Origin of the sequence: Bacteroides celer (assembly GCF_002632415.2) — a bacterium.
Lineage (GTDB): Bacteria > Bacteroidota > Bacteroidia > Bacteroidales > Bacteroidaceae > Bacteroides.
Genome location: NZ_CP178209.1, coordinates 4666098 through 4681484, shown reverse-complemented (window position 1 = coordinate 4681484; position 15387 = coordinate 4666098). Strand labels below are relative to the sequence as shown.

Sequence of the window (15387 nt, the reverse complement as noted above, 5' to 3'; positions counted from 1 at the left end):
TTATAGCTGGCTTATAGATATTTACTACATTTGCGAACGACCGGTAATACTTCTGGTTATTTATAGAATATCCTTTTGGTACATTGTACGTTGGGGATATTCTTGTTTGTATAAGAAATAATAGTAAATAATGGATATTGGAGGAGGCAAATGAATAGTGATTATAAAGTTGGCGATTTAATTTATGATGCAAATATTTATGATGGAATGAATACCAGCATGGATGATTTGCAATTTTATAAGCGGTGGTTACCTAAAAACAAGGATGCCCGAATACTTGAGCTTTGCTGTGGAACTGGCAGACTTACTCTTCCTATTGCAAAGGATGGATATGATATAAGTGGGGTTGATTACACTGCTTCAATGCTCCATCAGGCTAAGATGAAAGCTGCCGAGGCTGGACTAAGAATCAATTTCATTCAGGCGGATATCAGGACTCTGGATTTACAGGAGAAGTACGACCTTATTTTTATTCCATTTAATTCGATCCATCATTTATATGAGAATGAAGATTAATTTAAGGTACTTCATGTCGTTAAAAATCACCTCAAAGACGGAGGCTTATTTCTGTTGGATTGTTTTAATCCGAATTTCGGTATATAGTTGAAGGTGAGAAAGAGCAGCAGGAAATAGACACGTATACAACTGATGATGGAAGAGAAGTCTCGATAAAGCAGACAATGCGATATGAAAATAAAACCCAGATTAATCAGATCGAATGGCATTATTTTATCAATGGTGAATTCAATTCTATTCAAAATCTGGATATGAGAATGTTTTTCCCTCAAGAGTTGGATTCATATTTGGAATGGAATGGTTTTAGTATTATTCATAAATATGGAGGATTTGAAGAAGAAGTATTTAATGATGATTCGGAAAAACAGGTGTTTGTTTGTCAATGTAAGTTTGGATATTGATGTGTTGTTGACAGGCAAATCTCTTTATCTTGTATGAAAAGTCCCTTTATATCAGTTTACTCTATCGAATTTTGATTGATCGAATAATGAGACAACCGGGTATAAAGGGACTTTTTATATTCTTATCAAAGAGTTATTTTTTTCTCTCTTTGTATTCTGACGGGGTAATTCCTATCACTTTCTTGAAGCACTTGCTGAAATATTTCGGATCGTTGAATCCCGTCATATATGCTACCTGGGAGAAGTTATATTCGTCGCTGTCAATCAGTTGTACGGCACGTTTGATACGTATTTCCCGTATAAAGTCAACAGGTGTCAGTCCGACGATTGATTTTAATTTCCGGTAGAAGATTGTACGGCTAAGCATCAACTGTTCTGCAAATTCGTCAATCGTTAGTTCGGCGTTGTCCATCTGTTCTTCCATGTATGCCATTACTTTCTCCATAAATTGCTCGTCGTATGGAGTAATCTGTGGTTGTGAAGGAGTCAGAGGATCGGGAGAAGAGGTATTCTTTCCTTCCATCAGCCTATTCATATAGAGCTCCTGCAATGCTTTGCGTTGTCGTAACAAGGAGGCTACACGGGTCTTTAGATAAGTAGCACTGAAAGGTTTGGTGATATAATCGTCAATGCCTTGTTCCAATCCGGCGATACGGTCGTCCAGAGAGGCTTTGGCTGATAATACAATGATGGGGATATGGCAAATATTGTTGTTCTCTTTGATTTGCCTAATCATTTCTAAACCGTCCATCACCGGCATCATAACATCGCTGATAATAAGATCGGGCAGGTCGTCAACAGCATGTTGCAATCCCTCTTCACCATTGGAAGCTGTGATTACCGTATAATTCTCCGACAAAATACTTTTCAGAAAAGCCTTTAACTCTTCATTATCTTCTACCACCAATATGGAGAAACCATCCGAATTAGTCTCAAGGTCTTCTTTTTCTTCCACCTCTTCCGGCGCTTTCATGCTATCGACGGGATGAGGCGCTGAACTCTGACTATCATTCAGGATAAATTCGACTTGTACATCCTCTTCGAAAATTTCCCGTTGTAAAGGCAAGCTTACTGTAAAACGGCTGCCTATTCCGGGTTGACTATTTACTGTAATAGTGCCATGATGCATTTCCACCATCTCTTTCACGAGAGACAGCCCGATGCCGGAAGATGGTTGCAGAATATTCTGTTTTACCAATGACTCGAAGCGTTGGAACAAGGAATGTTGTTTTTCTACTGCAATTCCGATTCCTTCGTCTGCAACCTCTATCTCTACCGTCTTCTCTTTCGTTGTGATATTGACTGTAATCGACTTGTCGGTAGGTGTATATTTGAATGCATTGGAAAGCAGATTGAAGAATATCTTTTCAAACTTATCTCTATCCACCCAGCTATATACCGACTGGATGGTAGAAGTCAGCTGATAGTTTATGTTCTTTTCTTCAGCTATCAGTTTGAAGCTACTCATCACCTTTTGCAAAAGTGGGATCAAATCGGTCTCTTCAATCAGTAGTTTCATTTTCTGATTCTGAATCTTGCGGAAATCCAGAATCTGATTCATCAGTCGGAGCATGCGCTCTGTGTTCTGATGTACCAAAGTCAAATGCTCACGGGCGGAAGGAGAAAGCGGTTCATTCTCTAATACCTCTGTCACAGGGCTACTGATTAAAGTTAGCGGAGTACGTAACTCATGAGATATGTCAGTAAAGAATCGCAGTTTGATATTTGCTAATTGTTGTTCCATATCCACTCTGTGACGTAACCGGTAGATGTAAAATAATACATATACGATGCTTGCCGTAAAGAGTATGAATAGAATGAAATAGAACAGCCATGCCCAGTAGGTTTCCCAAAAGGTGGGGAGTACATGTATAGATAGAGTCCGTACATTGTTCACCCAGACCCCGTCACTGTTTGTTGACTTTACCTGCAACTGATATTTGCCTGCAGGCAAGTTGATGTAGCTAGCGGAACGGTTATTATCTGCTTCATTCCATTCTTCTTCTAGTCCTTGCAGGCGATAGGCATATAAAATCCCTTTTGGATTGACATAATCAAGTGCAGCAAACTGGAAAGTTACATTCCTTTGAGAGGGCTCCAGTTCCAATTCTTCCAGATTGTCAATGGAGTGATCGGTAAGGTGTCCTTGAATCTTGAGTCCTGTAAACACAATAGGAGGAACATAGCTACTCTTCCGCATCTTCTCCGGAGAAACTTCCAGAAAGCCTTTATCAGTTCCTAAGATAATCTGGTTGCGGGCATTGATAATAGGAAGAGCTTCGGAGAAATTGAATTCCTGATAGATGGAACTTAATTCATAGTTCTCAAAAGTTTCTTTGGCTGGATCGAATTTGGAGAGCGCAATCTCCGAAACAACCCATAGTTGGTTCTGTGTATCTTCAATCATTGATAGTGCCAGATCGGAAGCCAGCCCGTTGTTCTTGTCGTAGTTTTTGAATTGGATATTCTCGTTCAGCAGATTGGGAGATATCACTTTATTTACTCCTCCGGTAAAGCTGACAACATAAGTCGTTTTATTCTTGTCCGTATAGATATGCATGATATCGTTGGCACTAAGACTGTTTTTATCTCCCGGTCTACGGATATTCCGGTAGAATTTAATCTCTTCCAGGCGTTCGAAGTTGTTCGAGAATGTCAGCAGTCCGTTAGTCGTTCCCACTAAAATCACTCCTCCCGGAGCTTCTGCAATATTGCGTACTTTCATACCGTAAGCTATGGGATAGTTTCTTAACTCATTATTACTATGAATAAATGAAACTTTTCCATCTTTAGCTTGTGCCAGCAGATTTAATCCGCCCCCATAACATCCTATCCAAATATGATTACGACTGTCCTGAAAGATAGCATAAATGCTATTACTGCTTAAACTATAAGGATCATTTGTCTGGTGTTCAAAATGGTGAATAGAGTAATGATTTGCTCCTGTCTTTTTAAGTTGGAAAAGTCCGATTTCTTTAGTCCCCAACCATATATTTCCATCTTTGTCTTCCAGAATTGAATATACCCCATTATAAAACGATTGTTTTTCCTTAATGATATTTCCTTGTTTGGATAAGTACCCCACCAGGTTACCATCCGGTGCGAATATCTGGATATAATTAGATTTTGATGCTGTCCATAGACGTTTATTGCTGTCTTGCAGGAATGCACGTGTTTCTGCCTCGTAATCAGTCAGGTTAAATTGATAGCTCTGTGGGAAGAAGCATAGTTTCTCTACACCACGTGCTGTTGCAAACCAACAGTTTCCCTGATTATCCAATGTATAAGACCTGACTAACGGACTGAAAATAGACTTAGGATTATTGATATCCGTAAGAAGCGGTTTGAGAGTTCTTTCTTTCCGGTCATAGTAGCAAAAGTTTCCTTCCGTGGGGAGTAACCATAGGTTTTTCGCATTGTCTTCAAAAATAAGTTTACGACTTTTACGCCCATGCTTGATAATCTCATCTTTGGGGGTGAACAGATGTTCTTTTTCATTGGTCGCGAGGTTAATATGAACAATGCCCGGATCTTTTGAAAAAATCCAGATATCTCCCAAGTGGTCTTGATAGACAGATTCTACATCGTTGGAAGTTTGGGTAGCTGTACGGATGTCTATTTGCTGGAAACTGTTCTTCGGGATAGAATACAAAATCACTCCATTATCCGTTCCCAATGCCAGCATATCTTTTCCTATGGTAGTGACATTGTTTATTTTATGATGCGGATAAGGAATATCTACGAATTTCAGTTTTTTAGTGTGGAAGTCATATCTGGCTAACTTGTCATTTTCTGCAATCAGACAGATCGTTTCCTTTATTTGGGTGATGAACTGGAAAGGAAAGTCTGTATCCAGTGTTTTCTTTCCTATGATGGAAACACCTTTATCCGTCAATATCCATTCATCTTCTTCAGAGTCTTGATAAATGTTAAATATTTGATTTCCTTTCAGGTTGTGGTTGGAAGCTGAATAAAGTGTGATGCCTTCTCCTTTTTTGCATAATTGTTCGTCCACTCTGAATGCATATCCGCTTTCACAGAGAATCCAGGCAATCCCTTTCTCCAGTGAATAAATGCGTGTAACATTGTTAGTTTGTTTCGTGGAAAGTTCAATAGGTTGGAGAACATCAATAAACTTCTCGGTTTCCACATCAAAAAGGCAAGCTTGTCCATCGTAAGTGGGGCACCATATATCTCCGTATTTGCTTTCTGAAATAGTTCCCATGCGATTACTGCCGAATGCATATTTACTCTCTTGCGAAGTTTTATATGTCTTAAAAGTGTATCCGTCAAACTTGTTAAGCCCGTTCCAGGTACTAAACCAAACAAGCCCTTTCTGATCCTGTAAAATGCTCATTACATTACCTTGAGCGAGACCGTCACTCACGGAGAAATGTTTAACTTGGCAGATAGGTTGAGCAGCTATATTGATCGCTATTGTTAGAAGAAGAAATAAAGTATGGAGCCGTTTCATAGTAGTTACTTTAATGTTTATAGCAAAAATAAACAAAACAATGCAGAATGGAAAGTCCGATAAGTGGTTTGAACGAATAATACTCGTTTTTTCCTATTTTTTCCTCTTCATCCTATACAGCATTGATCTCTATGTTGTGTTTTGAACAAAAATAAGAGAGTAATATTAGTTAAAAAAATCCTCTTTATAATCTGAATAAGATTATAAAGAGGATAATTTTATTGACAAGAGTTGCATGGGGTATGGTGAGATGAAATCATAATTGGGGAATAAATTGCACAAGACTTTCACAAGTATCCTCCTGCCAATGCCTAAAATCATAGCAAAGCTAATTAAATAGTTTTTCGAATTGCAATATTTATTAATTTATCCTATGGTATTTATGAAATTTTTAATATATTGAAGATATTTTGTGCCAACTTTCCGTAACTCGTTGATTTTGCTTATGTTTGTAGGTAAAATAAAGAATGAAGTGAATGAATATGTCTACACAGCTATTATATAATGATTTCCCTACTTTTTTGCGGAAATATTTTCCTTACAAAGTACAAAAGATTTCATTGAATGCAGGTTTCACTTGCCCCAATCGTGATGGTACAAAAGGGTGGGGTGGATGTACCTATTGCAATAACCAGACTTTTAATCCGGATTATTGCCGGACAGAGAAATCTATTGCTATTCAATTGGAAGAAGGTAAATGCTTTTTTGCCCATAAATATCCGGAAATGAAATATTTGGCCTATTTTCAGGCCTACACCAATACATATGCGGAGTTGGAAGGCTTGAAGCGTAAGTATGAGGAAGCATTGGCGGTGGATGGGGTAGTCGGGCTGGTGATTGGTACGCGTCCCGATTGTATGCCGGAAAGTTTGTTGCATTATCTGGAAGATTTGAACAAACATACGTTTCTCATGGTAGAATATGGGATCGAAAGCACTTGTGATGAAACCTTAAAACGCATCAATCGGGGGCATACTTATGCAGATACAGTAGAAGCTGTGTGTCAGACAGCGGCCTGTGGTATCCTGACAGGTGGACATATCATCCTCGGACTTCCGGGAGAAACACATGATACAATGGTGGCACATGCCGAAATTCTTTCCGATCTGCCTTTAGCTACACTTAAAATCCATCAGTTACAGTTGATCCGTGGTACGCGAATGGCGCATGAGTATGACGTAACTCCTGCTGGCTTTCATTTGTTTAACGAGGTTGAGGAATATATTGATCTGGTGATTGATTATGTAGAACATCTCCGTCCCGATATGGTTGTGGAACGTTTTGTTTCCCAATCTCCTAAAGATTTATTAATAGCTCCGGACTGGGGATTGAAAAATTATGAATTTGTAGCTCGTTTACAAAAAAGAATGAAAGAAAGAGGTGCTTATCAAGGTAAGAAGTATAGGGATTCGGAAAAAAGGATTATTTTTGCAAACGATAAACTTACCACTTAATAAATAGCTGTTTTGCGGAGTATAGAATAGTGGAAGAAATATTTAATGGATTTGAAAGATGGAAAGTAAAACAAGAATTAAAGGAAATGTCCACTATGTGGGAGTAAATGACCGTAACAAGCACAGATTTGAAGCGATGTGGCCATTGCCCTATGGAGTTTCATATAACTCTTATCTGATTGATGATGAAATGGTGGCATTGGTAGATACGGTAGATATCTGTTATTTTGAAGTCTACTTGCGTAAAATCAAGCAAGTGATTGGAGAACGTCCCATTAATTATTTGATTATAAATCACATGGAACCGGATCATTCGGGATCTATCCGATTGATTAAACAACATTATCCGGAAATTATTATCGTGGGTAATAAGCAAACATTCGGTATGATTGAAGGTTTCTATGGGGTAACCGGTGAACAATATCTGGTAAAGGACGGTGATTTCCTCGCTTTAGGACGTCACAAACTGCGTTTTTATATGACTCCAATGGTGCATTGGCCGGAAACGATGATGACTTTTGATGAAACGGATGGAGTTCTTTTCTCCGGTGACGGATTCGGATGTTTTGGTACGGTGGATGGCGGATTCCTGGATACTCGGATCAATGTAGATAAGTATTGGGGAGAAATGGTCCGTTATTACTCTAATATCGTTGGTAAATACGGAAGCCCCGTGCAAAAGGCTTTGCAGAAATTGGGCGGACTTCCCATTTCTGCCATTTGTTCTACTCACGGACCGGTATGGACGGAGAATATTGCAAAGGTGGTCGGTATATATGATCGTTTGAGCCGTTATGATGCGGATGAAGGTGTTGTTATTGCTTACGGAAGCATGTATGGAAATACGGAGCAGATGGCGGAAGCTATTGCTGAAGAGCTTTCTGCACAGGGGGTTAAGAATATCGTTATGCATAACGTAACAAAGAGTCATCCTTCTTATATCATAGCGGATATTTTCCGTTATAAGGGATTGATTATCGGTTCTCCTACGTATAGTAATCAGATATTTCCGGAGGTGGAAGCGCTGCTTTCAAAGATTCTGCTGCGTGAGGTGAAGGGACGCTATTTGGGTTACTTCGGTTCTTTTGCATGGGCAGGTGCTGCGGTGAAACGTCTGGCGGAGTTTGCTGAAAAGAGTAAATTCGAATTGATCGGTGATCCGGTGGAGATGAAGCAGGCTATGAAAGACCTGACTTATACCCAGTGCGAAAATCTGGCACGTGCCATGGCGGACCGTTTGAAGAAAGATCGTTAAAACAGTGAATGAGATAATTTATTAACTAACCTATAAAATAATCGACTTATGAGACTTATTATTCAGCCGGACTACCAGTCCGTATCTCTGTGGGCTGCACATTACGTTGCCGCTAAAATAAAAGCTGCCAATCCAACCCCCGAGAAACCATTTGTATTGGGCTGTCCCACCGGATCATCTCCTCTGGGCATGTATAAAGCTTTGATCGACCTGAATAAGAAAGGAATCGTTTCCTTCCAGAATGTGGTAACATTCAACATGGACGAATATGTAGGATTGCCGAAAGAACATCCGGAAACCTATTATTCTTTCATGTGGAATAACTTTTTCGGTCATATCGACATTAAACCCGAGAATACTAATATTCTGAATGGTAACGCTCCGGATCTGGATGCAGAATGTGCACGTTACGAAGAAAAGATCAAGTCATACGGTGGCATCGACCTGTTCATGGGTGGTATTGGTCCTGACGGACATATTGCATTCAACGAACCGGGATCTTCATTGACTTCACGCACTCGTCAGAAAACGTTAACAATGGATACCATCATTGCTAACTCCCGTTTCTTTGATAATGACATCAACAAAGTTCCTAAGACTTCTTTGACAGTGGGAGTAGGTACTGTGCTTTCTGCAAAAGAAGTGATGATTATTGTAAATGGTCATAACAAAGCTCGTGCTTTGTATCATGCGGTAGAAGGTGCTATCACACAGATGTGGACAATCAGTGCATTGCAAATGCATGAAAAGGGTATTATCGTTTGTGATGATGCTGCTACAGCTGAATTGAAAGTGGGTACTTACCGTTACTTCAAAGATATCGAATCTGCTCATTTGGATCCGGAATCATTGATTAAGTAAGATTCTATCCTCTGAATGGATTCCATCAAAAGAATGGGCTGCTTCCGTATCGAACGGAGGGCAGCCCTTTTTTTGATAGAAAGATTGATTCCGGTGGAAAGATATTAATTCTCTTCCAGCCATCCTTTCCCTTGCCGGATGATTTCCGGCTCGTCGTCGGTACATTTCACTACGGTAGAAGGTTCTATACCTCCGATACCTCCGTCAATGACCAGATCAACGATGTCACCGAACTTCTCATCTATCAGTTCGGGATCTGTCATATATTCCAAATCCTCATGCTCTTCGTGGGGCAGTGTGGTAGTCATAATGGGAGCATCCAGCAGGCGTGCGATTTCGCGGATGATGTTATTATCCGGCATACGGATACCCACTTCTTTCCGGTTGCGGAAGATTTTGGGCAACCGGTTGGTTCCGTTCAAAATAAAAGTAAATGGCCCCGGAAGATTATGCTTCATCAGCTTGAAGATATTATTGTCTACTTTCGCATATTCGCTGATGCTACTCAGGTCATAACAGATGATAGACAGGTTGTTCTTTCGAGGGTCTATCTCTTTGATCCGGCATATCCTTTCTATGGCACGTTCCTTCAAACCATGACAGCCGATGGCGTACATCGTATCAGTGGGATAGATAATCAGTCCGCCGTCATTCAGGATATCGATGATTCGTTGTAAATCCTGCGGGTTATTATTTTTGTCATATAGCTTCAGAAGCATAATTCATTCTCCTTCTTTCTTATTTGAGTTTCTTTTTTAAGAAATCCAGTGCCTTTTCTGCAGCTTTCTCTGTCACCTTTTGTTTGATTGAATCCTTATTGGCGGTAGCGGCAGAGTCCAGTCCCAGTTTCTGTCCGAGTTTGCTGATAGCTTCATCGGCTACAGCTTCGACAGCTTGGTTGGCCATGCTTTTAGTATCGACGCTGACTTTCGGAGAGGTAAATGAACCTCCGATCTTCAAGTCAAGAGTCCTTAGTTTAGAGATATTGCCTACAGATGCGGGCAGCTTCACTTTTCCGGAATAGTCGATGGTTTGATCGAGGCCTGTGCTACCGGAAAGATTCAATGTGTAGTCTCCCATCTTGATATCGAACGGTTTGGTTTCTACGCGTCCGTCTTTGATGGTGAAATCCAGTGTCATATCTTTCACCTTCATGTCTTTCAGACTTGGCTGTTTAACGGCATCGGCTATCTCGTCAATTGCTTTCACTCCGCTTAAACTAAGATCACGGGTGGAAAGGCTGCCATCACCTTGCATTGTATTCAGTACAGGGCTCATGGTTGCATCCAGATCTGTCAGTACATTGATACTTCCGGAGAAATTACCTTTCAGGTTTTCGAAGATAGGAGCCATCTTCTGCACCATATCCAACTCTTTGTAAGCTTGTGCGAAACCGATATTGGAGAGTTTGAATCCGGCTTTCATTTCCGGCTTCTTTACGTTGGCAGTGGAGTAGTAGCCGTTCATGACCACGTTGCCACCCATGGTGTTCATGGAGAGATTTTTCATATCCACTTTGCCATCTTTTATCACAAGCTTACCGTTCATATTATTGAAAGACATCTTATCGAATAACACCTGTTTCAGGTTAGCGTCCATTTGGAAGTCGATGTTGCGGGGAACTTCCATAATACCCGTGGCAGCTGTAGCTACGGAGTCGGTAGACGCAGTTTCTGATGCAGTCGTTTCATCCGCAGAAGCGGTCATGAAGTCGTTCAGATTAAAATAGTTGGAACGGATATTCAGGTTCCCTTTCAATGTAGTACCCTTCAATGCGTAACCGATATAGTTTTCAAACCTGCTGTCGGCTGTGATATCATTCTTCCCGATGTTGACGGTTGTTTCGCTCAACTGGAGGTATTTCGGGGTGAAAGTGAAAAGGGACTTCTTGATTTCTACGTCCGGCATATCTTTCATTTTGAGTTTCATACCCGTCAGTCCGATAGTGCCCGAAGCTTGCATACGTTCGTATTCCTCTTTTTCGATATAGGAAAGTCGTCCCGACATTTGCATATCAGCATCAATGGTACCGTTCAACTCCATGTCTCCAAGTGGATAGACTTGTTTGATCATGCCTAAGTTGAGAATCCCTTTAGCTTCAGCTTTAAAGTCCGGATCGCTGACCGGCGTTTTCACATTAGCCGTCAGGCTAAACGGATTTCCGGCAAGACGGAAACTGAAAGGATTGATATTGACCGTAGTCAGGTCGATATTTCCTCCCGGGTTCTGGACGTTGGCACTGATATTGATTTGATCCACTCCTGCTGGTAAAGCCGGATAGCGGAACATGGCATTCTTGACTTGCATATCAATGTTGAATGCAGGAACGGTGTCGCCTTGCAAGATACCTTTGGCCGTTGCAGTAAGCGTAGCGGTTCCGTCTGTTTTCAGACTGGAGAATTCCGTTGCATAAATGGCTGGGATCAGTGACAGGATTTCCTTAAACCCGATATCGTTCGTGTTAAGTTTCAGGTCCATGTCGATAGCCGGATCTTTCAAAGCTACCCAACCGTCGATACCTGCCTGAATGGCGTTGAGGCGGATGGTGTTGTCTTTTAATGTGTATTTATTATTGGCAAGGTCGGCATCCACATCCATTGTTGCGGAGATATTGGCATTGGCAAGGAAAGGGATTCCATTCATCTTGTAAGTAAGTGATTGGGTTTCCGCCTCCAGTTTCAGAGTAGTACGGTCACTTCCTAAGTCTCCGGCGCAGATTGCGTTAAAGTCGCGGATATCAGCATACATCTTCCCTTGTTGATCGTCATAAATCAGGTTCATGTTTTTGATAACAAACCGTTGTAGCTTTACTTTGAAAGGAGAAGATGCTTCTTCTTCTGAAACAGGAGTTTCGGCAGTTGCTGTTGTATCCGGTTTCATGATATCCCAGTTGGCACGTCCGTCCGGCAATACAATGGCATGTAACCGTGTATCTTCAATAAATATTTTAGAAATATCGTAACCGCTATCTCCGAAAAGAGAGAATAAGTTGACTGCGGCAGTAACTTCTCCGGCCTGTACAAGGGTGTCATTGGCGAATTCACCAGTACCTTTCAACCAGAAATCTTCGAGAGTGACAGAAGCCTGTGGAAAGTTACGGAACAGGCTAATGTTAAGGTTCTTAAAGTCAAATTGTGCATTAAGCATTTTGTTGCCTTCTGTTTTTACAATGTCGGCTATCTTTCCTTGGAAGGCGAAAGGAAGAAGGAACATCAGAATGATGATGACTCCTACTGTGATTGCTGCGATTTTCAAACCTTTTTTCATTTGCTTCTATTTTAAGAGTTTGAGATATTACAAAGAACAAAACTAATAAAAGTTTTTGATTAATAGTACCTCGTTCTTGAAAAACATGTCATTATTAAACAACAATAAGATTTGGATATAAAGAAAAATAATGAATGCATATCTCTTCGCTAAATAATTTCACCACAGAGGACACGGAGGACACAGAGTTCTTTTCTCTCTTTCTGCAAGTAAAACAGAGCGATAAATACGTGAGAAGCTGTGTTACTCTATAGTGAATAAAAAATATTAAACCTCTGTGTCCTCTGTGGTGAACTCATAAATGAGCATTTACCTCATTTCGGTATTGAATTAACTTCGCCAAAGGGGCTGTTTTATTTCCCTTTTTTCTTTTTGAGTTCTTCCGCAATTCTCCATTGCAAAGCAGCTTCCCCTTCTTTACCTACCTTCAACAGGGCATCCCCGAATAGCTCATGTGCTCCGGCATGTTCCGGTTTCAGACTTGTTGCTTTGTCCAAATCTGCAATTGCTCCTTCTGTATCTTCCGTTTTTAATCGAAGTTTTCCCCGATTATAAACAGCCTTGAAGTTTGCGGGATGGAGGTTGACTGCGATGTTGAAGCAGTTTTCAGCGTCAAAATATTCTTTATTGTTGAAGAGGGTGATGCCTTTTCTCACCCAGGCGTCCACATAATTAGGGTCGAGGCTAAGGGCTTTATCGTAGTTGGCGAGGGCAGCGCGTATATCGTGGGCTTGGGTAATACATTCGTTACCCATTAATAGATATTCATGGGCATATTGTCGTATGCGTTCCTGTTGTTCACGCATTTGTTCTTTGAGTTTTTTATTTTGCTCTTTTAGTGTATTGATGATACCGAGCTTGCGGCGGATTAAACGGCGGGGAACAGGTTTTTCAATATCGTAGCGGGAATGGATAGCACGAAAAAACTGTTCCAGGCATTCTTCCATGTCTCCTTTATCGAAAGCGCGTGAAGCGGCGGCGTATTGCACATCGGCCTGTGCTTGTTTCAGAGCTTTGTCGATAGCCTGGCGGTCGTTGAAGCGTCCGGCAAAGTTTACGATTTCGGGGCGGACGAAGACGTCGGCACGGTTAATAGGTTTTTTGAGCTGAATACCGTCCAGTGAGGTACAACGGCTTAGTGCCACGTATGCTTGTCCACCTGCAAATACACCACCTGTGAAGTCGATGACTACACGGCTGAAAGTCAGTCCCTGACTCTTATGGACAGTGATGGCCCAAGCTAACCGGATGGGGTATTGGGTGAAGCTGCCTAAGACTTCTTCTTCTATTTCTTTGGTCTTTTCGTTGTAGCGATAACGGATATTGCGCCATGACTCACGCTTTACGTCACACTCTTTTCCATCATCGGTGATAACATAGATCGTTTCTTCTTCCTCATCAATTCCGGCAATGACACCAATTGTACCGTTTACCCACCTGCGGTCGAAATCATTTTTAATAAAGATGATTTGTGCACCAGGTTTCAGTACGAGTTCTTGTGAAGTGGGCAAACTGCTTTCGGGGAAATCTCCTTCGATGACTCCTTCAAAAGTAATGGAGTCGCCGGGAAGTTCTGCCAGTTTCTTTTCGTTGATAGAGTCTACCGTATCTCTGCGGGTGGCCAAAGTGATATACATATCAGCTTCCGATTCTTCTATCTGACTTCCATAACGGGTGTTCAGTAGTTGCAGATCGGCCGCTCCGGCTGTATTGTTCCGGATATGGTCGAGGACACCGACAAAAACGGGGTCTGTTTGACGGTATACTTTTTGAAGTTCGATGGATACCAGATCTATCTGTCCGAATACTCTGGCAGAGAAAAAGTAGGGAGTGGGATAGAAGCGATTCAATATTTCCCGTTCGTCGTTCTTTACGACGGGTTCCAGTTGGAATACGTCGCCTACTAATAACAGTTGTTTCCCGCCGAAAGGTTCGCGCAGATTGTGAGAGTATACACGTAGGATTCGGTCGATGGCATCAATGATATCCGCCCTTACCATTGAAATTTCGTCGATGATGACCAGTTCTATTTGTTCCAACAGCTTCCGATGAGGCTTGGTGTATTTGAAAAATTCATGGATACGACCACGCTGGAGACTCAAGTTCGGGTCATCCGGCAGCAGCGGATAGAAAGGGAGTTTGAAGAAACTGTGCATCGTACTTCCTCCGGCGTTAATCGCGGCAATCCCGGTTGGTGCAAGTACGACATGCTTCTTCTTGGTATGCTCGCAGACATAACGCAAGAATGTAGATTTTCCTGTACCGGCCTTTCCTGTTAGAAAGACCGATTGACGGGTATATTGAATTAGGTTCAATGCATCCTGAAATGCGGCGTTATCAGTATCTACGCTCATATTAGCATATTGATTAAATAATTCCGAAATGCTTCATTGCTTTGCTGATTCCGTCCTCATCTATTGAATCTGTAACATAATCGGCAGCGGCTTTCACATCTTCCTTAGCTTGTCCCATGGCTACTCCAATAGCCGCATGGCGGAGCATGCTGATATCATTTCCTCCATCTCCGAATGCCATCGTTTCTTCCAGTTTGATATCAAAATAACGGATGATTTCATCAATCCCTTTCTGTTTGGTATCTCCTTTTGCCGTAATGTCTGCAAAGGCAGGATACCAGCGTCCAATTTCGCAGGTGGGGATAGACGGGCGGATTTCCTTTTCCTCCTCTTCCGTGATAAAGGGTGTCATCTGAATGATTTCTTTGCTTGTTGCTTCCTCGAAAGACACAGTCGGGATTACATTCACATGAAGGAAGTCATAGAATATCTTTTTCACCATTTCATCAGGTTGGCAGACAGAGATATTATGTTCTTCTACAAAAATGCAGGGAACACCTTTCTTCTCGCAGAAAGCTCCCATTGCTTTCACTTCCTCCTGTGGGATAGCGCTTTTATAAATAACTTTCTCACCAACGAAACAATAGGCTCCGTTCATGGTTATATATCCATCGATCAGGTTCCGGTCCTGCAATTCGGAAAGGTTATTGATAATGGCTTTCGGGCGCCCGGTGGCGATAAATATCTTCAGCCCTTTTGCACGGGCAGCTTCCAGTGCCTCGATGGTAGAAGACGGTATACGGTGAGTTTCAAAACTGACCAGCGTTCCGTCTATATCAAAAAATAAAGCTTTCGTCATAAATTC

Annotated in this window: 8 protein-coding genes and 1 pseudogene; 4 read left to right on the top strand and 5 right to left on the bottom strand. The window is 41.5% G+C overall.

Features of this window, described 5'->3' with window-relative positions; genetic code table 11:
• The first annotated feature begins 150 nt into the window (after nucleotides 1–150).
• Nucleotides 151–917, top strand: a pseudogene (locus CJF29_RS19150) (class I SAM-dependent methyltransferase).
• 133 nt (nucleotides 918–1050) lie between these two features.
• Here the strand turns inward: CJF29_RS19150 and CJF29_RS19145 are convergent.
• Nucleotides 1051–5391 carry a hybrid sensor histidine kinase/response regulator transcription factor gene (locus tag CJF29_RS19145; RefSeq protein WP_099145992.1) on the bottom strand — a complete coding sequence of 1447 codons (4341 nt, stop codon included), beginning with the start codon at nucleotides 5389–5391 and terminating at the stop codon, nucleotides 1051–1053.
• A 476-nt stretch (nucleotides 5392–5867) separates the two neighbouring features.
• Here CJF29_RS19145 and CJF29_RS19140 point away from each other — a divergent pair, with 476 nt between their 5' ends.
• From CJF29_RS19140 to nagB, 3 genes are read left to right on the top strand one after another with little or no spacing between them, the layout of a single operon-like run.
• Complete coding sequence (locus CJF29_RS19140) at nucleotides 5868–6845, top strand: TIGR01212 family radical SAM protein (RefSeq protein ID WP_176553098.1); 978 nt, start codon at nucleotides 5868–5870, stop codon at nucleotides 6843–6845.
• A gap of 58 nt (nucleotides 6846–6903) precedes the next feature.
• Nucleotides 6904–8100, top strand: a complete 1197-nt coding sequence (locus tag CJF29_RS19135) for an FprA family A-type flavoprotein (RefSeq protein WP_074636986.1) — start codon at nucleotides 6904–6906, stop codon at nucleotides 8098–8100.
• 48 nt (nucleotides 8101–8148) lie between these two features.
• On the top strand, nucleotides 8149–8961 hold the full coding sequence (gene nagB / locus CJF29_RS19130) for a glucosamine-6-phosphate deaminase (protein WP_099145993.1): 813 nt from the start codon (nucleotides 8149–8151) through the stop codon (nucleotides 8959–8961).
• Between the two features lie 104 nt (nucleotides 8962–9065).
• Here nagB and CJF29_RS19125 read toward each other — a convergent pair whose 3' ends face one another.
• The 4 genes from CJF29_RS19125 to CJF29_RS19110 form a co-directional block, all read right to left on the bottom strand.
• A complete protein-coding gene (locus CJF29_RS19125) occupies nucleotides 9066–9680 on the bottom strand; it encodes an L-threonylcarbamoyladenylate synthase (RefSeq protein WP_074556794.1) in 615 nt (204 codons plus the stop codon).
• 19 nt (nucleotides 9681–9699) lie between these two features.
• Nucleotides 9700–12228 (bottom strand): AsmA-like C-terminal region-containing protein, encoded by a 2529-nt coding sequence (locus CJF29_RS19120; RefSeq protein WP_099145994.1) that lies wholly within the window; start codon nucleotides 12226–12228, stop codon nucleotides 9700–9702.
• A gap of 353 nt (nucleotides 12229–12581) precedes the next feature.
• Nucleotides 12582–14582, bottom strand: coding sequence for an AAA family ATPase (locus CJF29_RS19115; RefSeq protein ID WP_074638541.1), 2001 nt, complete (start codon nucleotides 14580–14582; stop codon nucleotides 12582–12584).
• 13 nt (nucleotides 14583–14595) lie between these two features.
• The gene (locus CJF29_RS19110) at nucleotides 14596–15381 is read right to left on the bottom strand and encodes a Cof-type HAD-IIB family hydrolase (RefSeq protein WP_074638542.1); all 786 of its coding nucleotides are present in this window, start codon (nucleotides 15379–15381) and stop codon (nucleotides 14596–14598) included.
• Between the last annotated feature and the right edge of the window lie 6 nt (nucleotides 15382–15387).